The organism is Paenibacillus shenyangensis (assembly GCF_000346635.1).
GTDB classification, from domain to species: Bacteria; Bacillota; Bacilli; order Paenibacillales; family Paenibacillaceae; genus Saccharibacillus; species Saccharibacillus dauci.
In genome coordinates this window covers 22,525-44,280 of the sequence record NZ_AOIG01000013.1, presented here as the reverse complement: position 1 = coordinate 44,280, position 21,756 = coordinate 22,525, and the positions used below count along the sequence as shown (strand labels likewise).

Genomic DNA, 21,756 nt, shown 5'->3' with positions numbered 1-21,756 from the left:
TTAGCTCCTGGGCTGAAGGGGGTTCATTTGGAACCAGTTTTCTGTTGTTCACGTTCAGGTATAGGCATGACCTGCAGCCAGACGGGAATAGACTATTTGTCTTGACGTTTGGATCGTTATTTAACCGGTTCTCCAAATACCTTGGGCTCGGTGACCATTTTCAGCGAGTCGATATCGGGATGTTTTTCTTCGCTCAATTCCAGCGTTTGGGTGGTAGACACGAAGATCTCATGGAACATGTCCGGATGATCCGCCAGTGCTATGCCGTAGGAAGGAATCATCTCCTTGATCTTCGGTTCCCACTCGTTCATCCGCTGCGGGAAGCATCTTTGCAGTACTTCCAGCATGACATGTACAGCTGTCGAAGCGCCTGGAGAAGCGCCCAGTAGCGCAGCGACCGAGCCGTCGGCCGCACTGACTACTTCCGTACCGAACTGCAGGGTTCCTTTGCCGCTAGGTGTATCCTTGATTACCTGTACACGCTGACCGGCGACGACAATCTCCCACTCGTCCAGCTTGGCATCAGGAATAAATTCACGCAGTTCTTCCAGTCGTTTGTCATTGGACAACATTACCTGCTGGATCAGATACTTGGTCAGTCCCATTTCCTTGGCACCGGCAGCCAGCATCGTGAACAGGTTATTCGGCTTGACCGATCCGATCAGATCCAGATTGGAACCGGTCTTCAGGAACTTCGGCGAGAATCCGGCGAATGGACCGAACAGCAATGCTTTCTTGTTGCCGATATAGCGGGTGTCCAGATGCGGAACCGACATTGGCGGCGCACCGACCTTGGCTTTGCCGTATACTTTGGCATGATGACGGGCGACCACATCCGGGTTGTTGCAGACCATGAACAGTCCACTGACCGGGAATCCGCCGATATAGCGGGACTCGGGAATGCCTGTTTTTTGCAGCAGGGGCAGACTGCCGCCGCCAGCACCGATAAAGATAAACTTGGTAATATGATGCTCCACTTTACCATTATCCAGATTTTGCACTTTGACCGACCACAGACCATCGCTCGTGCGCTTAATATCCTTGATGCTATGTTTATAATGAATCTCTACATTTTTGCTTTTGAGATGATCGAACAGCATGCGTGTCAGCGCACCAAAGTTCACGTCCGTACCGGAATCAATCTTGGTTGCTGCAATCGGCTCATTGGACGAACGACCTTCCATAATGAGCGGAATCCACTCTTTGAGCTTGTTCGGATCGTCCGAATACTCCATACCTTCAAACAATGGCAGTTTTGATAGCGCTTTAAATCTTTTGTTCAGAAAAGATACATTTTTCTCGCCCATGACCAGACTCATATGAGGAATAGGCTTGATAAAGTCCTGTGGATTGCGGATCAGATTGCTCTTCACCAGGAAGGACCAGAATTGCCGGGACAGCTGGAATTGCTCATTGATCTGTACCGCCTTGCTGATATCTACCGAACCGTCCGGTTTCTCGGTCGTATAGTTCAGCTCGCATAGGGCAGCATGACCTGTACCCGCATTATTCCATTCGTTGGAGCTTTCTTCTCCAGCGCTTGCGAGTTTCTCAAACACTTTAATTTCCCACTCCGGTGCTAACTCTTTCAGCAATGATCCCAGCGTCGCACTCATGACTCCGGCACCAATTAAGATAATGTCTGTTTTTTTCTGTATGCTGCTCATAAAAACCTTCCTTATCTCTTATATTTGCAAAAAAGAGCAGGCCCTCCTGCTTAGGTGATACAAGAAGCAAGGCTCCACTCAGGAACATCCCTTTTCTGTATACAGTATAACTAATAATTTCACTCTATTAAAATTTTATCGACATTGTTCCTCTAATTATAAACCATTTGCAGTTGGAAAAAAAAGTGAGAAGTTTACCCATATAGCATTAATAATACAAAACCGACGGTTTAACTCAGCTATTCAGAAATAAGTTCCTTATTCTCATCCGGATGCCGCAATTGCCCCCATTTACTTGTCGGGAGGCAGCTTGCGTTATTTTTTCTGCCGAATGCAGCGGTATGCCGGCTAACCTTTTACCCGGAAAAGGTCGCCGGTATCCTCCATTTCGTATAGAATGCATCTCGAATCCGGCATTCAGAATAGATGATAGAAAGACAATATACGAACCTTTCTACTCCGACAGATCAATACTCTGTAGACAAAGATCCTATAAAGATCCATAGCATTCCGCTCCGGCGGTCTACCAGTGTATAGATAACACATCTGATTTTTTTCATCCCTCAGCACAAACCGATCGTGGGCAGAAATATGCTCCAGACAGTGACCCTGCTGCGGATGGTATACATCCGAGGCTACGTTGTAAATAAGCATAGCGATCAGCTTATTTGGTTACGTTTTCATTTTAAAAGTATATCACTATCTAGCATAGCAATACAGTCAGCTCACTGATAAAAATGCTGCTTCGTAACAAGACATTTATAAAGGCAGCAGATCAGTGGGCGGCTGGCACATAAATATACTGTGCTGATCGGTCATTTTCTCTGAGAATTATACGCCCAGCTGCTGACCCTGCAGTTCCCTAAACAGATCACCGGATTCGGACTGCTCGAAGCCAGTCATCCGCAAGATATAAAGATTAACGACACCCAGCCAGCAGTGATACGTGCTTTGAATCACCTGCTGGACAGTGACTGAACAATCAGCAGAAGCTTGTACAGCTCAGCCGATACGACAAACAGATATTGGCGAAGCGGACACTTTCCCTAGTTTACCGAGTGGTACCTAGCGCTGCAGACGATCCGTGAGTGCATCTCTTGCTGTGATAACAGAACATGAAATCGCGCCGAAATTTCGGTTGGCAGCTTTAACCAAATATATCACTATTTTAGGCGTTTACTAGTATCCATCAGCAGCAAAGGAACCTAAAACAAGGAGGACCTGTCATGCAAAATCTGCATACCAAACCTGTCATTTCCCTGCTCATTGTTATCTTTCTGCAGTGGATCATTTTACAGCTTGCTCTCGGCGTTCATCCATAGAAAGTACAATTGATCATTTATCTCAGATGATTTTATACCTGTCTAATTTGCTTTTTTATTTTTGAAATAACTTCTAAACAATGAGTAATTTAGCTCTATATAATTCATTTATAAAAAATAAATTCTATAATTAATCTATTATTTATAGTGTCAATGATTACATAAGTTTATTTTTTCGACATTTATTTACAAAATAAAAATGATTTTTTAGTAGGGTATAAAATTAACCCCATAATAATTATACTAACTATTGCATTTAAATTTAACTTTATGAAGGAGTATCTAATTTGAAAAAATTTATTTCTACTACTTTATCATTAAGCCTACTATCTATAGTAAGTACGAGCTTAGCTTTTGCCCAGCCCAATGCTTCAATTCAGCTACAAGAGACACCTATATCAGAAAGATCTGCTATTACTGTTTTCAATGATACATATACTACTGTTAAAAGTGATACTTATGCTTTGGAAACAGAGACTACAGTTTCAAATCCAGAATCTATATTCAAAGAAAGAATAAAGGAATTAAATTTAGATTATAAAGTAGGTTCTTCTGAATACTCAAAATTTGTCAATAATTTTTTGTGGGATATGGATTCAAAATTAGCAAATTCACCTCAACATGAAGAACTAGTCGAATATGCTATAAATTATAATGAAACTCAAGCTCCTGTCGCTGATCCTCATGCAAGTAAGAGTCCAAACAACTTTTCTATCACTCATAATGGCCCTTCAATAGCAGCTTCAGCTACTGCCTCTTTGTCTTACAATAGACAGCAAGCTGTTAATTACGCATATAAGTGGGCAGCTAATGGCGCAGTAAAAAGAAATGGTGGTTTTAACGAATGGGGAAATGATTGTACTAATTTTATATCCCAAGTATGGTTGGCTGGTGGTCATTTTAAAAGGATACCTAAAGGCGGGCCATCAGGATATGAAGGTATGTTATATGTAACAACTAAATATTGGTATAGCCAATTATCTGGGGCAGGCGCTTCTAGATTCTCTGAAACTTCTTCTTGGACTGCGGTAGATGATTTTTATACTTTTTGGACTTCTCAAGGCTCAGCTGGTTCTTATTATCCTCATACTCAAGTTTCTTCTTTAATCAGTAAAGCTCAACCTGGAGACATAGTACAATTATCGTATACTTCAGGAAATAAATATGATAGAACCCATTCGATGGTAGTTACGAAAAAAGTAGGTTCTACAGTCTACTTAACCTACCATTCTGGACCAAATAATAAAGATGTAGTAGATAAATCTATTAAAGATTCTGCTTTTGCTAATAGAGATTTCTGGCTAATCAAATTTGATTAATTAATTAAATTGTAATAAAGTACATGAGTATACTCATGTACTTTATTACAATTTTAAGAGGTAACATATGAATAAAAAAATTATAACTTTAATTGTCTTAATTTACCTGATCGCAGAATCGGTTTTTGGCTTTACCACGTTTGCGATTTTTCCTCCCTCTATTCAAGTGACTTCAATAACAGATACAGCTTTAAAAAATGATGAAGACTCCCTAGCTTATTTACAAAAAGGGAAAAATGCTGAAGTGGCCGATGGGCATCATTGGTTAAGCAAAATACCCAATGATATTAATTATGCTGACTATAAGTTAGTTAACCTACCTATCCAAATCACTAATTCTAACTGGATAAGAAGTATGCGTGATGTGCGTATATATTTTATTCCTTCAAACAATGAAGGGTATCTTTACTATACTAATGAAGCAGTAATGATAAATGTGGAGCGTTTTTCTGATCAACAGTATACTTTAACAGTTCTAATGAAAAATTCTTTATATAATGATTTTAAGAATAAAAAAGTTTTAGGTACATTAAATTTAAAATGGGGTCTCGGTTTGACTAAAAGTTTCGAACTTAATCAAGTTCTGAACTACTAAAAAAACCTTGAAGCAATACTTATAATAGTATTACTTCAAGGTTTTTTTGATACTGAACATACTACAAATCTTACTTCGCTTTATCTTTCTAATGAAAGTACTATCATTTTAAAAGTTAATTTAGAAATGATATGCCTATTACTTCAAAATCAACAGCCGGTCATCATTCGCTCCCGGATTGCCGTTGCCACCTGATGTATTGTTGGTCAGCACATAAATCTTGCCGTTATGTACGGCAACATCACGCACACGACCCACACCGGTCAGCACATTGGTCATTTTTTTCGTTTTCGGATCAAATTCCTTGAGGCTCTCGCCTGCCAGTGTGGCTACGAGAATCGTATCATCCGGCGTAACCGCAATACCGGATGGAGCAATCGCTTTGGAGCTTGCTACGTACAGCGGCGGGGTCATTCCTTTGGCGGTTTCTTTGCCCATCACTTCCGGCCAGCCGTAGTTGGCGCCGGGCTTGATCAGGTTGATCTCGTCCAGACCGGTACGGTCGGTACCGCCGCCGGGTATCGGTGCACCGCTCGGACCGTGATCGGAAGCGTACAGCTTGCCGTCAGACGTCCAGGCGATACCCTGGGAATTGCGCAGACCGTAGGCGTAGACATAGGAATTTTTGATCGGATTGTCTTTCGGAATTTTGCCGGCTGTGGTCATGCGCAGGATTTTGCCGCCATAGCTGTCCAGATCCTGGGACAGTTCACGCCGGTTGGTCTCGCCGGAGGTGCTGTACAGCATACCATCCGGTCCGATCGCCAGACGTCCGCCTTCGTGAATACGTCCACCCGGGATGCCTTTTAGCAGTTCGCTCTGCTCTTTCCATGTATTGCCGGTCAGCTTGACCTTGACGATCCGGTTGAATCCTTCGCCGTTCTCTTCATAGGCATGGTAGATATAGGCAGACTTGTTTTTGGCGAAATTCGGATCAAGTACAAAACCGGTCAGACCTGCCTCGCCTACTACCCGGAGCGGTTTTTTGGTCTGTACGTTTTGCAGGGTTTGCTTGCCGTTCTTAACCTGTACGATGCCGCCGACACGCTGCGTAATATAGACGGTATCTCCGGCAAACTGCATCGACCATGGCACCCTCATTTTGGTGGCTGCGGTGGTATAGCCACCTTTGAGTGAATCGGTAAGGCTGGCTTTGGTCTTGGCAGCGGATGATGCCGTATTAGAGGATGATGTGGATGTACTGGTTTCTGATGACGCTGGTGCTGTCTGTTCCGCCGCAGGGGTCACCTGCGGTTCCGCTGCGTAGGCAGAAGCCGGCAGGGCGAGCAGCAGAGCGAGCGCAACCATTTTACCTTTTGTATGCATCTTGAACATTATATTCCTCCTTGGTTCTTTTTCCATTTTTTACTCATTACTACCGGGTTTAATCGGAATTGGACCCAAATTGGACATGAAGGTTTGAAATTATATGCTGCCAGCCGATGATTCACTGTATTCTTTTCTGCGTATACTACCATAATTCTATTATATGATTTGTCTATTTCTCGCTGTGGGTCTCGGACTGATCTGGTGCTTTGAGTACTTCCTGGATCACCGTCAGAGCTGCTGCAGCACGGGGCCAGCCTGTATAAAAGGCCAGATGGGTGATTGCTTCTACCAACTCGTAGGACTGCACTCCATTCTGCATAGCCAGACGCATATGATATGGCATCTGCTCCACTATTCCTCCAGCTGTAAGTGCCGCTACAGTAATCAGGCTGCGGTCCCGCAGGGAAAGCTCCTCACGTCTCCATACTTCTCCAAATAATACTTCTTCCGAATAACGGACAAATTCCGGCGCGATCTCTCCATAAGCTTCTCTGGCGCTGGATCGAATTGCTGGATGAGTCATTCAGACACCTCCTCTGAAACAAGGAGCATCTGGGCGATTCCATTACCGAATGACCAATCGGCGAACTCATTTTCGTTAATAATGATAAATACATCTTCCTGGCGCATCGGTACCATTTTGCTGAGCTGATGTGCCAGCTGACGATACAGTCCTGTTTTCTGCCTGACCGTGCGGCCGGACTTGCAGGTGATATAAATAAATACCAATCCATCGCTCCGCGACACGTTCAGATAATCCGGACTGTAATAAAATTCTCCCTTTCCATGAGCATGGAACACCTGAAAACAATCATCGGTAGGTACATCAAAATGATCTACTAACGCTTCCATCATAACCTGACTCATACGCTGCAGTTGAGCGTCGTCATACTGCTGCTCCATATAACCAACCCGGATAAAAGGCATCTTTCACCACTCCTTAAATAGAATGGTTTCAGTGTACGCCATCCTTCTTCATCTATATAATGGAATAAATACATACAATCAATCGATTTTGTCGATAGAGGTGATGAAGATGGATTTAAAAGAGCTTATTGCTTTTCAAACTATTGTGCAGGAGCGAACTTTCTCCCGTGCAGCAGAGAAATTGAACTACGCCCAGTCCACGATCACTAACCAGATCCAGCGTTTGGAAAAGGAGCTGGGCATCCAGTTATTCCAGCGCGGTTGGGAGGTGCAGCTTACTCCGGCGGGACGGATTTTTGCTGCGGAGGTCGATCATCTGATCCAGCATTGGCAGGATACCGCCAAGCTGGCCCGGGCGCTGCAGCATGACGAGATTGGCAGTCTGCGTATAGGTGGCATCGAGTCTGTGATCCATACCGTAATACCGGATGCCGTGCGTCAATTCCAACAGCACAAACCACGGGTCGCCTGCCAGATTACGGCTGGCAATACCGATATGCTGGCCAGAGAGCTGCTTGAAGAAAAGCTGGATTTTGCGATTTGCGGTTCTCCGTCCGATGCGTCTGCTTTTTACTTTGAGCCTCTATATGAAGAGACCACCATTCTGGTCGTTGATCAGGAACACCCACTGTGCGGGCAGCAGGGAATTTTTTTCGATAATGTTCTGGATTATCCGATGACTGCAGGAGGCCATACATGTCTGTATCATCTGCAGCTAGCCAAATATATGTCCAGCTATCGCAAATCTCCGGCTCTACTGAATACGATGACGCCTATCTCGCTAATCCCCCAGATGGTCAGGAACACGCTGGCAATCGGTGTTGTACTGGAGTCCACACCTTTGATCCCAGGGGTGCAGAAGATTGATGTACAGATGGAATTGCCCTCCATTCCGGTCGGGCTGCTGCAGCTGCGCAAACAGCATTACTCTCCGGAATCTTCGGTGGGATTGCTGCAAAGCATTATCAAAAAGCAAATCAACGGCTGAATCCTTTTCCCCCATACAAAGCAAAAGACCGGAGAATCTCTCCGGTCTCATGCTCGTGCTATATAGCTGTACACTTACAGCAATGCTTACTTAATAACAACGTAATCCAGGTTCACCAGCTTGGCATACGTAATGATCTGATCGGTAGTCAGATTGAGGGATACCACGGTGTGGTGACCGCCGCCATTTTCGATCCATGCTCTTACGCCGTCTTGGAAGTTCGGTTTCACTTCCCACAGTACGCGTGCTACCGGCAGGTTCGGTGCTGGAACAGTAGGTTCGAATGCGGATACTTCGTTGATCAGCAGTTTGTAATGCGTACCAAAGTCAGCCATCGATACAACAACACCTTCGCCTGCTTTACCGTCGAATACGAGACGGGCAGGGTCTTCACGATCGCCGATACCCAGTGGGGACACGACTACTTTTGGCTTGCTGCTTGCCAGGGTAGGATCTACTTCCAGCATGTGAGACTGCAGGATCGCTTCCTGTCCGGCTGCCATTTCGTAAGTGTAGTCTTCCATGAAGCCTGTGTTGAGGTTGTGGCTCATGATTTTCAGCTGGCGATCCAGGGCAGCTGTTTTCCAGTCGCCTTCACCGGCAAAGCCGTAGCCCTGTGCCATCAGGCGCTGAACTGCCAGACCCGGCAGCTGCTTCATACCATGCAGATCTTCAAAGTTCGTTGTAAACGCTGTGTATCCACCGTTATCCAGGAAGCGCTTGATCGCGATCTCGTAGCTCGCCTGTACGCGTACACTGGCTTCCCAGTCTTCTTTGCTGTTGGAACCATATTCAAAGTCGTACAGCTCGGCATATTCTGCCATCAGCGCATCGATTTCCTGCTCGGTTACGGCATTAACGTATTCCACGAGGTCGCCGATACCGTAGTAGTCCACGGTCCAACCGAACTGGATCTGTGCTTCCACTTTATCGCCTTCGGTTACGCCAACGTTGCGCATGTTATCGCCGAAACGGGCTACTTTCAGGTTGAATCCTTCGTTGTAGGCAACTGCTACGTCCATCCAGTCAGCGATTTGTTTTTGTACCGCTTCACGTTCCCAGTAGCCGACAACGATTTTGTTTTGCTTTTTGAGGCGGGCATTGATGAAGCCGTATTCGCGGTCACCGTGCGCTGCCTGGTTGAGGTTCATAAAGTCCATGTCGATCGTCGCCCATGGGATGCTTTCGTTGTACTGTGTCGCCAGGTGAAGCAGCGGTTTTTGCAGCAGTTTCGTACCACGAATCCACATTTTCGCCGGGGAGAAGGTGTGCATCCAGGTGATTACGCCTGCCACTTCATCACGGTAGTTGACTTCTTTCATGATGTTGGTGATTTTGTCTGCTGTTACAGCCAGATCCTGCAATACGAGTGGATAAGGCAGTACGCCGCTTGCGTTCAGGGAGTCCGCGATTTTTTGTGCATTGGCTTTGACTTCACCGAGTGCTTCTTCTCCGTACAGATGCTGGGAACCTACGACAAACCAGAATTGTTTTTCTACTGCTGCTGACATGTAATCATCCTCTTTTCCATAATATATGATGTGTGAAAAGGTCGGGCTGGAGCTACGTTACACTGTGGCCGATAGCCAGTCACAGTGTAACGCACCGATGAACAACTTCTTATTTCTGACCGTAGTAAGCGTCTTTACCGTGTTTGCGCAGGTAGTGCTTATCCAGAATATTCTGCGGCAGCTCCTTGGCAAAATGATTCAGTTCACGTGCATACAGGTTCATTTTGCAGACTTCCTCGAGTACAACGCTGTTCACAACAGCAGACTTGGCATCCTTGCCCCATGTGAATGGTGCATGGCCGTGCAGCAGCACTGCCGGAATCGCCATGACGTCCAGTCCGCGCTGTTCGAATGTCTCGATAATCACGCGTCCGGTCTCTGCTTCGTAGCCACGGTCGATCTCTTTCTGATTCAGGAAGCGGGCACATGGTACAGCACCGTAGAATGTATCTGCATGCGTTGTTCCCATAACAGGCACGTCCAGTCCTGCTTGTGCCCAGATCGTTGCCCAGGTGGAGTGAGTATGCACAATACCGCCGATTTGCGGATAGTGCTTATAGAGAACCGCATGTGTCGCTGTATCGGAGGAAGGTCTCATCTCGCCTTCCACTACATTGCCATCCAGATCGACAACGACCATATCGCTTGGCTTCATCGTCTCGTAGCTGACGCCGCTTGGTTTGATAACGAACAGTCCGCTTTCACGGTCGACTGCACTGGCATTGCCCCATGTGAATTTCACCAATCCATGCTTGGGTAGTTCCAGATTCGCCTGATATACTTCTTCTTTCAGTTGCTCTAACATATTAGTTTCCTCCGTTCTCTAACAGATGATCGATAGCTGCCTGCTCAATCGCCAGGCCCTGACGGTAACGTTCCAGGAAGATCTCGAATCCGTGTACATCGGTATCGTCCGGTGTCACTTCTTCGCCTTCTACATCGTGGAATACTTTTTGCTCCAGGAATACATCCAGACTCTCTTCGGCATCCTTGTTGATCATGTAGGATGCCAGCAGCGCCATACCCCATGCTCCGCCTTCACCGGCTGTGGACATTACTGCTACAGGCACGTTCAGTGCTGCCGATACGATACGCTGTCCGACCAGCGGCGTCTTGAACAGACCACCGTGTGCCAGAACGCTGTCGATCTGTACCTGTTCGTTAGTCAGAATATCCATACCGATTCGCAGTGCACCGAATGCCGTGAACAGATGGGTACGCATGAAGTTCGCCAGGTTGAACTTGCTTTCCGGGGAGCGAACGAATAGCGGACGTCCTTTTTCCATACCGGTAATGTTCTCGCCGGAATAGTAACCGTAGCTCAGCAGTCCGCCGCCATCCGGGTCGGCTTCCAGTGCTTTGTTGAACAATACGCCGAACAATTTTTCTTTATCCGATCCGTAGCCCATGGCTTCCGAGAATTCGAGGAACAATCCGAGCCATGCATTGATATCACTGGAGCAGTTATTGGCATGTACCATACCGACAGGACTGCCATCCGGTGTAGTGACCATATCGATCTCCGGATAGACTTTGGACAGTTCCTTTTCCAGGACGATCATGGCAAATACGGATGTGCCGACCGAGATATTACCCGTGCGCTTGCGTACACTGTTGGTCGCAACCATACCGGTACCGGCATCGCCTTCCGGCGGACATAGTGGAATGCCTGTCTGCAGATCGCCATCCGGGTCAAGCAGCTTGGCACCTTCTTCAGTCAATGTGCCGGCCTGCTCGCCTGCACGATATACGTTCGGCAGCAGATCTTCGACTTTCCATGTGTAACCTTTGCCGGCTACATGTTCATTGAACTGCTTGATCATGGACGGGTGATAATTGTGCGAAGTCTCTTCGATCGGGAACATCCCGGAAGCATCGCCGATCCCGATTGCATGATTGCCGGTCATCCGCCAGTGGATATAACCTGCCAGCGTTGTAATGGAAGACAGCTGAGGTACATGCGTCTCTTCATTCAGAATCGCCTGATACAGATGGGCAATGCTCCAGCGCTCCGGAATATTGAACTGGAACATTTCGGTCAGCTCTCTGGCTGCGGCGCCGGTATTGGCATTGCGCCATGTACGGAAAGGAACCAGCAGTTCGCCGCTGCTATCCAGTGCGACATAGCCGTGCATCATAGCGGAGAATCCGATCGATCCTATGGTCTGCAGATTGACACTGTACTGCTCCTGCACGCTTTGCTTCATTTTGCGATAAGCTGTCTGCATACCGTCAATGATCGTCTCCAGATCGTATGTCCAGAATCCATCTTTGAGCTGGTTCTCCCATTCATAGCTACCGGATGCGATCGTCTCAAAGCGCTTGTTGATCAGTACCGCCTTGATCCGTGTCGATCCAAATTCGATACCAAGCGACGTTGCTCCCGCTGTGATCGCTTCCTTCATATCTACCTGACTCATGATCCTGTATCCCCTCTCTGATTGCCGCTTTACATCCATTGGATGGCGTTGTACGCATGCCTTATTGATTTCAGAAAAGCGCTTTCTAAATTGCTCATATCCATAGGATATCTTCTCTGAATTCATACGGGGTCATGCCAATGTATAAATAGATTCTTCGGAATTCAGCACATCTGTCTATCTGAATTCATGTATGTGTTCATGTATGTGATATAGCAACTTGGGGCTGTTCCATTCTCCGGATGAACCAATATTGTCTGTCCTCTCAAAAAGAATGCGCTCTCTTTTTTCGACAGTTCAAGTATATTTTTTGTACGTACATTTGTCAACATTATCTATAATTTATACCTACATAATAACCGTATTAACCTGATTCACTAGAATTTAAGGATTGATTTAGACAAAAATATAGGGTACATTTCTTTACAGAAAGCCATATTTGTACGGTTAATTTGGAGAAAAAAGTCATTTCATTTCCATCCATACCTAATCATGCTAAAATGTGTACGTACAACTATTTAAAAATGAACGGTGTATGGATGAACAACGATGAAAGAAGTGGTTACGTGAAGCCTAAATATCAGGTCATCATTGATGATATAAAAAGTCATATTCTCTCGGGAACGTACAGTGTAGGGACACAGATTCCTACGGAATCAGCTCTGCAGGACAGTTACAATGTGAGCCGGCAGACAGTACGCAAAGCGATTCTGGAGCTGTCGAACGAAGGATTCCTGCGCAGTGAAAAAGGATCGGGAACGTATGTCAGCAATCAGTACCGTATCCGCTCCGGCGGACATACGGCTACCCGAACGATCGGTGTGATTACTACCTACATCTCGGATTACATTTTCCCGTCCATTATTCGCGGCATCGAGAGCCGTCTGAATGAAGACAATTATTCACTGCTGCTGGCCAGCACTAATAATGACGTAGCCCAGGAAAAGAAAGCGCTGGAGATGATGCTTTCTTACGGCGTAGAAGGCCTGATCGTCGAGCCGACCAAGAGCAATCTGTACAATCCCAATATTGCGTACTACCTGTCGTTCAAGGAGCAGGATGTTCCTTTTACGATGATCAATGCCTTTTACGAGGAACTGGAAGTGCCGTTCTTCCGTCTGGATGATGTACAATCCAGCTATCTCGCTACGCGGGAGCTGATCGCCAAAGGCCATACCCAGATCGGTATTATTGCCAAAATGGATGATCTGCAAGGCAAGTACCGGATGAAAGGATATATCAAAGCACTCGGTGAAGCCAAACTGCGTTTTCATCCGGAGCAGGTACTGTCTTTTGATACAGACTCCAAGCCGGATCTCGCCCAGCATCTGGATACTTTTCTCAAGGAGAATCGGGATATGATGACAGCCATAGTGTGTTATAACGATGAGGTAGGGCTGGAAGTGGTACATGCCTGTCGAAGGCTGGAGATTTCCATTCCGGATGACATGTCGATTATCGGCCAGGACAATTCCTATATCGCCAAAAATGCCAGCATCAAGCTGACGACACTCACCCATCCACAGGAACAGATGGGGCGCGATGCCGCTGAGTGGATCATCAAGAAGCTGCAGGGCAAAAAGGATCTGCCGGATAATACGTGCTATGAGCCGGTACTGATCGAAGGCGAGACGGTGAAAGAGATGGAGATTGAATAATTGCGATTTATAGTTAGTGTCACAGCATAATAAAAAAAGACCGCAGAGAAAACTGGCGGTCTTTTCTTTAACTTACATATAATCAACAATCTTGTATTCTTTGGTGGCATTGATCCAATTCAAAGTAAATGTATGATGATCTTTCGTAATAAATCGATAGGACTGGGGATCACCCTCTACGATAAAGTTTGCAAGATCCAGTTGTTCCGGTTGGTGAATATGAAAATAAGAATCTACTGCTCCATGCTTATTAGCTCTTAGAAGAATAAACTCGCCCCGAGTCTGATCGGTTAAATAATGATTCATTAATTTCTTGGTTATTTTCTCATCGAAATTTTGGTTTAGGGTCGCTTTTACTTTCTTTAAATCTGTACCGTATTGAGGATTTAGCACAGGTTCAACCTTAGGTTGATATGTAGTATTTTTTTCGAAAATATCAGTTGTATTCGATACAGCCTCTTTTAATACTTGGAATGCTTCTTGCTTGGAATCCGGTAATTTTTCTTCCTTGGAGCAGCCGGACAATATTAAAAACAAGATCATTAATACACTCAAAAACCGAAAAAAATTCATCCATCAATCCTCCCTAATGATTTCATTTATATATATTTTTAACATATTTAGTAACTTTAATATACTATAAATAAAATCCCTACCTATACTTTGGCAACCATATGTATATCACATATACGCTTATATCGGCTATTACACTCAACACCATATTACCCGCATTGACCCCTAACTATATGCAACAAAAAGACGCCATTTCAGGCGTCTTTATTTTTATGTTGAAGTATTGGAAGAGCACTGTTCAAAAGCTCACGTTACCGACAATTATTCCATCGACTCAAAATGACTGATCAGTGCCAGTGCTTCTTCATGATCCGGCTCAACCTCCAGCAGTTTGCGCAGGTACTTCTCTCCCTCTTCGATCTGATCCAGTTCAAAGCAGCTGATCGCGAGGCAGTAATAGACGGTCGATACGACTTCTTCCTTTTCCCCGGCAACAGAGATTTCCAAAAAACGCTTGGACTGCTCGTACATATCCATCTCGAACAACACCAGACCGATATCCAGTGCCAGATCATAATGCTGGTGCTCCATTACATAATACGAAGACCACATGGTCTCGATACCGCTCAGGATGTCCTCTTTCTCGTCATCCGTCGCCTCCGGCATCAGGCTGGAGATCTGCTTGGTCGTCTGGATAAAGAATTCCGCATCATAGCCACCCAGCCGCCAGAAGCTTAAGATCTGTTGTAGTCCCAGGCTGTCCAGATGCTGATCTACCCACAGCTTCAGACTGAAGAATTCATCCGGTCCAAACCGCTCTACAGACCGTCGATATGCCAGTCTCATATTCGGATACTTGGCTGACTGCTCCAGGCTCAGAATACAGCCGATATTGATGCTGCTGTAATGCTGGGTCGGGAATAATACCTCTGCGCCCCGCTGCTCATATACTTGCTGCATCGCATGGTAGTTGGCGGTAAAAGAAAAGCTGCCGTGCAGGATCAGCTCAGGCGGTTCGGCGAATTGCCATTTCTCCATCAGATGATCGCCTTTATCCGCCGTAATCAGCAAGAATCCGGCATCGGACAGTGCATTCAGCCGATCCAGGCAGGTAAATGCGGCTGCCGGGAACAGAATATGCGAGTCTTCCATATGTTCCTGATACATGGCGATTACGCTGCGATACGGGTAATCATCCTGTTCATATTCCGGGGCGTGACGGTACGTATAGTCCAGCTGAATCTGGCTGATACGCTCGGAAGCTTTGAGGACGCCATTGGATTCGGGATATTTTACCGCTACATCTACTTCATGGACTTTGCCGTCTCCGATATAGATCAGATCCTGCGGAATCCCATCGAAAAAGTAATTGGCGACAACCAGCACAGGCTGTTTGAGATCGCCCTGCTTAATGACTTTTCCGGATACAGCCAGATGAAGTTCTGTGTCCTCAACCGCATTGAATCGTGCAAAATCCACAATTCCTTCGGCAATAAAGGACTGCAGCGCAGGATGCTGCTGCCAGGCTGTTACATTGTTCATCGCCAGATCCGTCATCACATAGCAGAAATTCGGTACATCAATGCCCGCATACTCGATCAGCTCGCGCAGCTCATGAATGACATGATAAGCGAGACGACCGGCACCCGCGCCTAATTCCACAATGTATACCGGTTCCGAACCAAATCCTTGATTCGCCCGGTCTTGCAGAAATCCGAAGATCATCTCCGCATAGGCATCACCGATCATCGGATTACTCGTTACATATTGAGGCACCTGATCGTTACTCCAGGCTCTCAGCCCTTCTTCTTCATAATATTCCCATAATAGATTCCATATCGGTGCTTCACTGAAGCGATAAACCTGGTTGTTATGCTCTGTCATAAATATAATCCTGCTCTCTCAAAGTTAATAAGGGTAGTGCTTTATAGGGGTGATTCCAGGGTCGAATGTCGGTCAATTACAGCAGTGCATGAAATGTCCGTTACTTGCGCTACAGCAATCAGTATACCATTACGATTGCACCCCAGACAGCCTTTTCCGGGTAAACAATAAAGAAGTCTTGCACAGATACATCATCCATTCATTTCTCTAGGATCAATCGAGATTTTTTTATTTTTTTCAAAAGTCTATTGTAAATGGAACCACGTTCCGTATATAATCGGAACATGGTTCCGCTTGATACTTATACATACCACACCCAGACAGCGACAGCCAACATTTGATCCGAAAAGGAGATTAATTTAAACATGGAAATCACAATGAGTGTCCCGACTCCCATTCTTTCGTATAGTCCGTTGGTGCTTCCTGTTCTTGGCCGTCCTGTCGATCTGCATATCAAAGTTACTGCACCTGCTGAGGGAGATAATCTGCCCATTATTCTGCTCTCTCATGGACAAGGGCCTTCCAATCATCTGTCTTCGCTGCATGGATACGCGCCACTCGTCGATTTCTGGGCAGCGCACGGGTTTGTCGTAATCCAGCCTACCCATCTCAGCTCCCGCACACTGGATCTTGGTTCGGATCATCCTGAAGCGCCGATGTACTGGCGTTCCCGTGCTCAGGATATGATGTATATTCTGGATCATCTGGATGCGATTGAATCTGCTGTGCCGCTGCTTGCCGGACGTCTGGATCACAGCCGTGTTGCTGCAGCAGGTCATTCCATGGGTGGCAATACGATCAGTCTACTTCTCGGCGCCAGCCTCACCGATCCCGTAGATGGAACCGACGTGGATCTGAAGGAACCCCGGATCAAGGCAGGTATACTGCTCGCTGCACCTGGCCGGGGCGGCGATGCACTCAGCGAATTTACTGCACAGAATTATCCTTTCTTCTCGACGATGCATTTCACAGGTATGGATACGCCTGCGCTCGTCGTAGCTGGTGACCAGGATGCTTCCCGTCATCTGACAGTAGTGGGCCCCGACTGGCATACCGATCCTTACGTCCTCGCACCGGGTCCCAAAGATCTGCTCACCCTGTTCGATGCAGGTCACGGACTGGGCGGTGTATCCGGCTATGATGTGGCTGAGACAACCGACGAGAATCCAAAACGGGTGGCCTTGGTGCAGCAGCTCACCTGGGCTTATCTCCGCAGCCAACTATATCCGGGTGATACTTCCTGGGAAGCTACCAAGACAGTGCTGGCAGAAAGCGACAATCCGATGGGTCGCATTGAATCGAAGTAAGATTGTACCTTATACCTGATCAAATAAAAAAGGAAGCCATCCTCGTGGCTTCCTTTTTTATCATATGCTTTGTTTAAACCCTATCCTGAATCACAACCAAATATCCGCTATCTTCCTGTGGTTGCTGGAATGGCAAAATAATGTTCCTTCTATATAAATGAATTCAACATCAACCAATCGCTCAACCCTTCTGCATCCCGATGACTCTGCCAGCTTAGCGATTCGCCCGGTAGCGCAGCCCATCTACGAGCAGGCCTACCATGTGACGCGCCTGCTGTGGGTCTCCTTTTGCTCCAGCTGCGCAGAGACTTGCGCCTGCACGCAGCAGATCATCCGGCTCGGCATCTGCACCGATTTCGCCAGCTGTTGCCGCTGTCTCCAGCAGATCGGCCAGCGCCGGTTTGAGTCGCTTGTCAAAGTAGGCCGGCAGCATCTCATATGCCGGATCACCTGAATGCAGTGCCGCAGCAAGTCCGCGCTTGGCAGTAATAAAGTCCACATACCGCTGCATCCATCGTGCCAACGCTTCTCCTGGCCCGTACTGTGCAGACAATTCTGTCGCTGCATCGGCGCAGGCATCGACCTCCTGCCGAAAGACCGCTTCGATCAGATCCGAACGTTGCGGGAAATGGCGATAGACTGTACCGACACCCACTCCTGCCTGCTCCGCAATCTCCCGTACCGGCGCATCCACTCCCGAAGAAGCAAATACATTCATCGCTGCCTGCAGCAGAGAATCCATATTGCGCTGCGCATCTGCCCGTATACGACGGGGCTGGGATTCTACATTTTCTGCATATTCTGTCATAGCGGATTTCTTGTCATTCATAACTGTATCGCCTCCTTCTATAAAGCTGGTAATTTAATCTTATTTTCAAAACGATCCGAAACCCTATATCTAAATAATTATATTATGAGTCATTTTGCAGCTCAATGATCCCTTACTTCTTACTAACATTTCGCTTGATACTCCAGCCCACATTTTTCCAGACAAATATCATCTATATCCGTTTTTATTTTCCTTATTGTGTTAATAGTTATTAATAATTGGTTTTTATTCAATAAAAAGGAGGAATGGTTTACACACAACGATTGAAGGGGCGGCATGCTTATCTTACCAGCATCCCACTTACTTAAGTAATCTATGAAACACATATTTGTTAGGGTCCCACTACTATATTATAAGGGGAGTACATGAATGAAAAAATGGATAGCATCCGGGAGCATTTTCGCTTACAGCAGATATGCGTTACTATTCGTTATGCTTATGTTTGTATCTTATTTGGTACCATCTACTGTAACAGAAGCTGCAGGATCTGTGTTAAATAACGGGAAATTACGTTTTGGTGATGGAACAGCAAATTCGATCAACGAGAACGGTAATCTTTTGCAGCCCTTCTATTATGGAACGGTAAATGGAGTACCCGATTGGTATCAACTTACTTTTAGTACGTATCCATTAGACAATTCTTTTGGAATTGGAGGAGATGGAACGACAGAGTGGAATCAAAACGGTACTATTATAGAAAATCCTTTATTGGAAAATCAGGTAATTAATACATCAGGGTATGTTAATACCGGAAACAATACAGGATATGGAACCATTATTTCTACAGGAGATATTACGATTAATGGACAGTTACTTGAAGTACGCAATACGTATAATCTTGGACAAGATGCTTCCTTTGTCAGAATTAATACGCAGATTACGAATAAAAGCAACAGCCCGGTGAACAATTTGCGCTTCTGGACAGGTACCAGAGATGATTTTGTAGGGAGAACAGACTCACCTACCAAACTCAGAGGTAACCTGGAAACAGGAGGATTCCAGAAAATCACGAGTCCCGAACAGCGCGCTGCATCACTTGAAATTTACTCTGGAGATACAGGTGTTTTATTCTATTCTCCCTCCGATCGAGCCAATGTATCCATTAATTCATGCTGTGAATTCACAAATGCAACCAGCCAGAATCCTGCTTCATCTGAGATTCAAGCAACCGACGATGGCTCCTATGCCTTGTTCATTCGTATGAAAGACCTGGCTCAGGGAGAGAGCGACCAGTTTACATGGTACTATGCAGCTGGCGATCTCGACAAACTCGGAGATGTAGCGGAAGATGTAGCAGGCGAAGAACAGCCGTCCACTCTTGTGCCACCCGGTGGTATCACGACAAGTGCAGGTGACGAAGAAGTCGGATTAAACTGGAATACTGTTACAGGCGCTACGTACTACAACATATACAGAGGAACATCTTCATTAGCTTATGATCCAGTACCTATCGGTACTGTAAGTGGGGATACTTATCACTATACAGTACCGAATCTTACAAACGGTACTACGTATTATTTTGCGATCACATCAGGTAATACGAGTGGCGAGAGTCCATATTCCAATGAACTGGTTGTTCAGCCCCGTTCGCTGACACCTGGCGCACCGGAACTGCTTGCTCCTGCTCCAGGCAACAGAAGTGTCAATCTCATCTGGAATCCTGTAGACTTGGCGAGCGGTTATAAAGTATACATGCGTGAAGCCTCGGGTAATTTTGGAGAGCCTATAAGTACAGTCAGCCAATCGGTGTACAGTCATAGCGTAACAGGCTTAACGAATGGTACCACTTATTACTTTGCCATCAAGGCGATTAATGGAGGCAGAGAGAGTGGTTATTCCAATGAAGTAAGTGCTGCTCCCTTCACTGTTCCTTCGGCACCAACAGACGTAAGGGCCAGCTCGGGAAACCATCGTGCAACTATTACCTTTACACCGCCGACAGATAATGGAGGCAATACGATAAGCGGATATGAAGTGATTGTATCCCCTGGAGGACAAACAGTAACCGGAACGCAAAGTCCGATTACCATCAACGGATTAACCAATGGTCAATCTTATACATTCACAGTGGTAGCAGTCAGCAGCGGAGGCCGAAGTACAGCATCCGAGGTCTCCAATACAGTGACACCAAAAAGAGACAAGGACGATGACGACGACGATTCAACTCCATTACCATCTACAAGTTCGCCATCATCCGGTAATTCAGAGCCTTCAGCTCCATCTGCTCCAGCACCAGCAACATCCAGTGCAGAACTGCAGGTTAATGGTGTAACGAATGATGCAGCTATTATTACGACGGCTACGGATAATGGACAGACCACATCAACAGTTACATTTGATGCTGATCGACTGAAGGATATTGTTGCATCAGCCGGAACCGGTGCTCTGATTACAGTTCCAGTCAACACCAACGCTGATGCTGTCAATGTTCAATTGCAGGGAACAATGCTTAATATACTGCAGCAGCAGCAGGCTATTGTACAGGTGAAGACAGAGGAAGCTCTGTATACCCTGCCTGTATCGCTCATTAACAGCCAATCGCTCTCCAGTCAGCTGGGAACAAATACGGATAATATTATGCTGCAGATTCGAATCGCAGTCCCTACAGCCCAGATGAATTCTACTATTGAAAGTGCTGCTTCCAGAGAAGGCTTTACAGTCATTGGACAGCCAATGACCTTTACGGTTACAGGGATATATGGTGAGAAAACTGCCGAAGTCTCTGACTTCAAGGAATATGTGGAACGCAGTATCGCTCTACCACAAGGAACAGATCCGAATCAGATTACTACAGGAGTAGTCATTAATGCAGACGGCACTGTACGCCATGTTCCTACCGAAGTGGCTCAAAATGCCGGAATATACTATGCGAATATTAATAGTCTGACCAACAGTACGTACGCGCTCATATGGAATCCTGTTACTTTCCAGGATGTACAGCAAAATTGGGCACGTGATATTGTAAATGATATGGGCTCACGCAAAATTGTCGAAGGTGGAAGCAACAACAACTTCCAACCGGGTCAGGAAATCACACGAGCAGAGTTCGCAGCTATTATGGTACGCGGACTAGGCATGCAGCCTGAAACCGTATCCGGTCAGTATAAAGATGTCGCTCCGGAAGCCTGGTATAACGGCTATATTGGTGCAGCACAGAAGTATGGCTTGATCAACGGGTTCCAGGATGGTACCTTCCGTCCTAATGACAAAATCACTCGTGAACAGGCTATGGTTATTGTAGCCAAAGTTCTGGACAACACAGGACTGCACAGCAAGATTAAATCAAATTCTGCAAATAGCAGCCTGAATTCTTTCTCGGATGCAAGTAAAGTTGGTGCCTGGGCATCTTCCGGTATTAATGCCAGTCTGCAATCGGGTATTGTAACAGGAAGAACAGGCTCTACACTGGCACCAAAATCGTATATTACCAAAGCTGAAGCAGCCGCTATTATTAGCAGATTGTTGCAAAACTCAAGCCTTATTTAAT

General features: G+C 46.0%; 17 protein-coding genes. 6 read left to right on the top strand and 11 right to left on the bottom strand.

The window, feature by feature from the left end; translation table 11 throughout:
* Positions 1-116: 116 nt before the first annotated feature.
* A complete protein-coding gene (locus H065_RS0111915) occupies positions 117-1,667 on the bottom strand; it encodes a malate:quinone oxidoreductase (protein WP_017813293.1) in 1,551 nt (516 codons plus the stop codon).
* Between the two features lie 831 nt (positions 1,668-2,498).
* Positions 2,499-2,627 (bottom strand): hypothetical protein, encoded by a 129-nt coding sequence (locus tag H065_RS28450; protein WP_274517938.1) that lies wholly within the window; start codon positions 2,625-2,627, stop codon positions 2,499-2,501.
* 649 nt (positions 2,628-3,276) lie between these two features.
* Here H065_RS28450 and H065_RS0111905 point away from each other — a divergent pair.
* Both H065_RS0111905 and H065_RS0111900 read left to right on the top strand, forming a co-directional pair.
* Positions 3,277-4,308, top strand: coding sequence for an amidase domain-containing protein (locus H065_RS0111905; protein WP_017813291.1), 1,032 nt, complete (start codon positions 3,277-3,279; stop codon positions 4,306-4,308).
* Between the two features lie 67 nt (positions 4,309-4,375).
* On the top strand, positions 4,376-4,903 hold the full coding sequence (locus H065_RS0111900; protein ID WP_017813290.1) for a hypothetical protein: 528 nt from the start codon (positions 4,376-4,378) through the stop codon (positions 4,901-4,903).
* Between the two features lie 138 nt (positions 4,904-5,041).
* On the opposite strand, the gene H065_RS0111895 is transcribed toward H065_RS0111900, so the two are convergent.
* The 3 genes from H065_RS0111895 to H065_RS0111885 all read right to left on the bottom strand — a co-directional run bounded on the left by H065_RS0111895 (position 5,042) and on the right by H065_RS0111885 (position 7,159).
* Complete coding sequence (locus tag H065_RS0111895) at positions 5,042-6,238, bottom strand: PQQ-dependent sugar dehydrogenase (RefSeq protein ID WP_017813289.1); 1,197 nt, start codon at positions 6,236-6,238, stop codon at positions 5,042-5,044.
* A gap of 163 nt (positions 6,239-6,401) precedes the next feature.
* Positions 6,402-6,755: a carboxymuconolactone decarboxylase family protein gene (locus tag H065_RS0111890; RefSeq protein WP_017813288.1), complete on the bottom strand. Its 354-nt coding sequence runs from the start codon at positions 6,753-6,755 to the stop codon at positions 6,402-6,404.
* Positions 6,752-7,159: a tautomerase family protein gene (locus H065_RS0111885; protein WP_017813287.1), complete on the bottom strand. Its 408-nt coding sequence runs from the start codon at positions 7,157-7,159 to the stop codon at positions 6,752-6,754. Before H065_RS0111885 ends, H065_RS0111890 begins: the two co-directional genes overlap by 4 nt.
* A gap of 109 nt (positions 7,160-7,268) precedes the next feature.
* On the opposite strand from H065_RS0111885, the gene H065_RS0111880 reads away from it, so the two are divergent.
* Entirely contained in the window at positions 7,269-8,147 is an 879-nt protein-coding gene (locus H065_RS0111880; protein ID WP_017813286.1) for a LysR family transcriptional regulator, read from the top strand.
* 86 nt (positions 8,148-8,233) lie between these two features.
* Here H065_RS0111880 and araA read toward each other — a convergent pair whose 3' ends face one another.
* From araA to H065_RS0111865, 3 genes are all read right to left on the bottom strand, one after another.
* Positions 8,234-9,658: an L-arabinose isomerase gene (gene araA, locus H065_RS0111875; RefSeq protein ID WP_017813285.1), complete on the bottom strand. Its 1,425-nt coding sequence runs from the start codon at positions 9,656-9,658 to the stop codon at positions 8,234-8,236.
* 109 nt (positions 9,659-9,767) lie between these two features.
* Positions 9,768-10,463: an L-ribulose-5-phosphate 4-epimerase gene (locus H065_RS0111870; RefSeq protein WP_017813284.1), complete on the bottom strand. Its 696-nt coding sequence runs from the start codon at positions 10,461-10,463 to the stop codon at positions 9,768-9,770.
* Between the two features lies 1 nt (position 10,464).
* Positions 10,465-12,078: a xylulokinase gene (locus tag H065_RS0111865; protein WP_017813283.1), complete on the bottom strand. Its 1,614-nt coding sequence runs from the start codon at positions 12,076-12,078 to the stop codon at positions 10,465-10,467.
* 566 nt (positions 12,079-12,644) lie between these two features.
* Between H065_RS0111865 and H065_RS0111860 the strand changes: the two genes are divergently transcribed.
* Positions 12,645-13,736, top strand: coding sequence for a GntR family transcriptional regulator (locus H065_RS0111860; protein ID WP_017813282.1), 1,092 nt, complete (start codon positions 12,645-12,647; stop codon positions 13,734-13,736).
* A gap of 72 nt (positions 13,737-13,808) precedes the next feature.
* Here the strand turns inward: H065_RS0111860 and H065_RS0111855 are convergent, their stop codons facing one another.
* Positions 13,809-14,309, bottom strand: coding sequence for a hypothetical protein (locus tag H065_RS0111855; RefSeq protein WP_017813281.1), 501 nt, complete (start codon positions 14,307-14,309; stop codon positions 13,809-13,811).
* A 261-nt stretch (positions 14,310-14,570) separates the two neighbouring features.
* Entirely contained in the window at positions 14,571-16,133 is a 1,563-nt protein-coding gene (locus H065_RS0111850) for an SAM-dependent methyltransferase (RefSeq protein WP_017813280.1), read from the bottom strand.
* Positions 16,134-16,498: 365 nt separating this feature from the next.
* Between H065_RS0111850 and H065_RS0111845 the strand changes: the two genes are divergently transcribed.
* Complete coding sequence (locus H065_RS0111845; protein WP_017813279.1) at positions 16,499-17,440, top strand: alpha/beta hydrolase family protein; 942 nt, start codon at positions 16,499-16,501, stop codon at positions 17,438-17,440.
* Between the two features lie 214 nt (positions 17,441-17,654).
* On the opposite strand, the gene H065_RS0111840 is transcribed toward H065_RS0111845, so the two are convergent.
* Positions 17,655-18,269, bottom strand: a complete 615-nt coding sequence (locus H065_RS0111840; protein WP_017813278.1) for a TetR/AcrR family transcriptional regulator — start codon at positions 18,267-18,269, stop codon at positions 17,655-17,657.
* Between the two features lie 369 nt (positions 18,270-18,638).
* Between H065_RS0111840 and H065_RS27000 the strand changes: the two genes are divergently transcribed.
* Positions 18,639-21,755: an S-layer homology domain-containing protein gene (locus tag H065_RS27000; RefSeq protein WP_017813277.1), complete on the top strand. Its 3,117-nt coding sequence runs from the start codon at positions 18,639-18,641 to the stop codon at positions 21,753-21,755.
* The last annotated feature ends 1 nt before the right edge of the window (position 21,756 follow it).

Bases quoted from the DNA above. Each gene is read 5' to 3' on its own strand.
- H065_RS0111915 (WP_017813293.1), bottom strand. From the start codon at position 1,667: ATGAGCAGCATACAGAAAAAAACAGACATTATCTTAATTGGTGCCGGA.
- H065_RS0111900 (WP_017813290.1), top strand. From the start codon at position 4,376: ATGAATAAAAAAATTATAACTTTAATTGTCTTAATTTACCTGATCGCA.
- H065_RS0111895 (WP_017813289.1), bottom strand. From the start codon at position 6,238: ATGTTCAAGATGCATACAAAAGGTAAAATGGTTGCGCTCGCTCTGCTG.
- H065_RS0111890 (WP_017813288.1), bottom strand. From the start codon at position 6,755: ATGACTCATCCAGCAATTCGATCCAGCGCCAGAGAAGCTTATGGAGAG.
- H065_RS0111885 (WP_017813287.1), bottom strand. From the start codon at position 7,159: ATGCCTTTTATCCGGGTTGGTTATATGGAGCAGCAGTATGACGACGCT.
- H065_RS0111880 (WP_017813286.1), top strand. From the start codon at position 7,269: ATGGATTTAAAAGAGCTTATTGCTTTTCAAACTATTGTGCAGGAGCGA.
- araA (WP_017813285.1), bottom strand. From the start codon at position 9,658: ATGTCAGCAGCAGTAGAAAAACAATTCTGGTTTGTCGTAGGTTCCCAG.
- H065_RS0111870 (WP_017813284.1), bottom strand. From the start codon at position 10,463: ATGTTAGAGCAACTGAAAGAAGAAGTATATCAGGCGAATCTGGAACTA.
- H065_RS0111865 (WP_017813283.1), bottom strand. From the start codon at position 12,078: ATGAGTCAGGTAGATATGAAGGAAGCGATCACAGCGGGAGCAACGTCG.
- H065_RS0111855 (WP_017813281.1), bottom strand. From the start codon at position 14,309: ATGAATTTTTTTCGGTTTTTGAGTGTATTAATGATCTTGTTTTTAATA.
- H065_RS0111850 (WP_017813280.1), bottom strand. From the start codon at position 16,133: ATGACAGAGCATAACAACCAGGTTTATCGCTTCAGTGAAGCACCGATA.
- H065_RS0111845 (WP_017813279.1), top strand. From the start codon at position 16,499: ATGGAAATCACAATGAGTGTCCCGACTCCCATTCTTTCGTATAGTCCG.
- H065_RS0111840 (WP_017813278.1), bottom strand. From the start codon at position 18,269: ATGAATGACAAGAAATCCGCTATGACAGAATATGCAGAAAATGTAGAA.
- H065_RS27000 (WP_017813277.1), top strand. From the start codon at position 18,639: ATGAAAAAATGGATAGCATCCGGGAGCATTTTCGCTTACAGCAGATAT.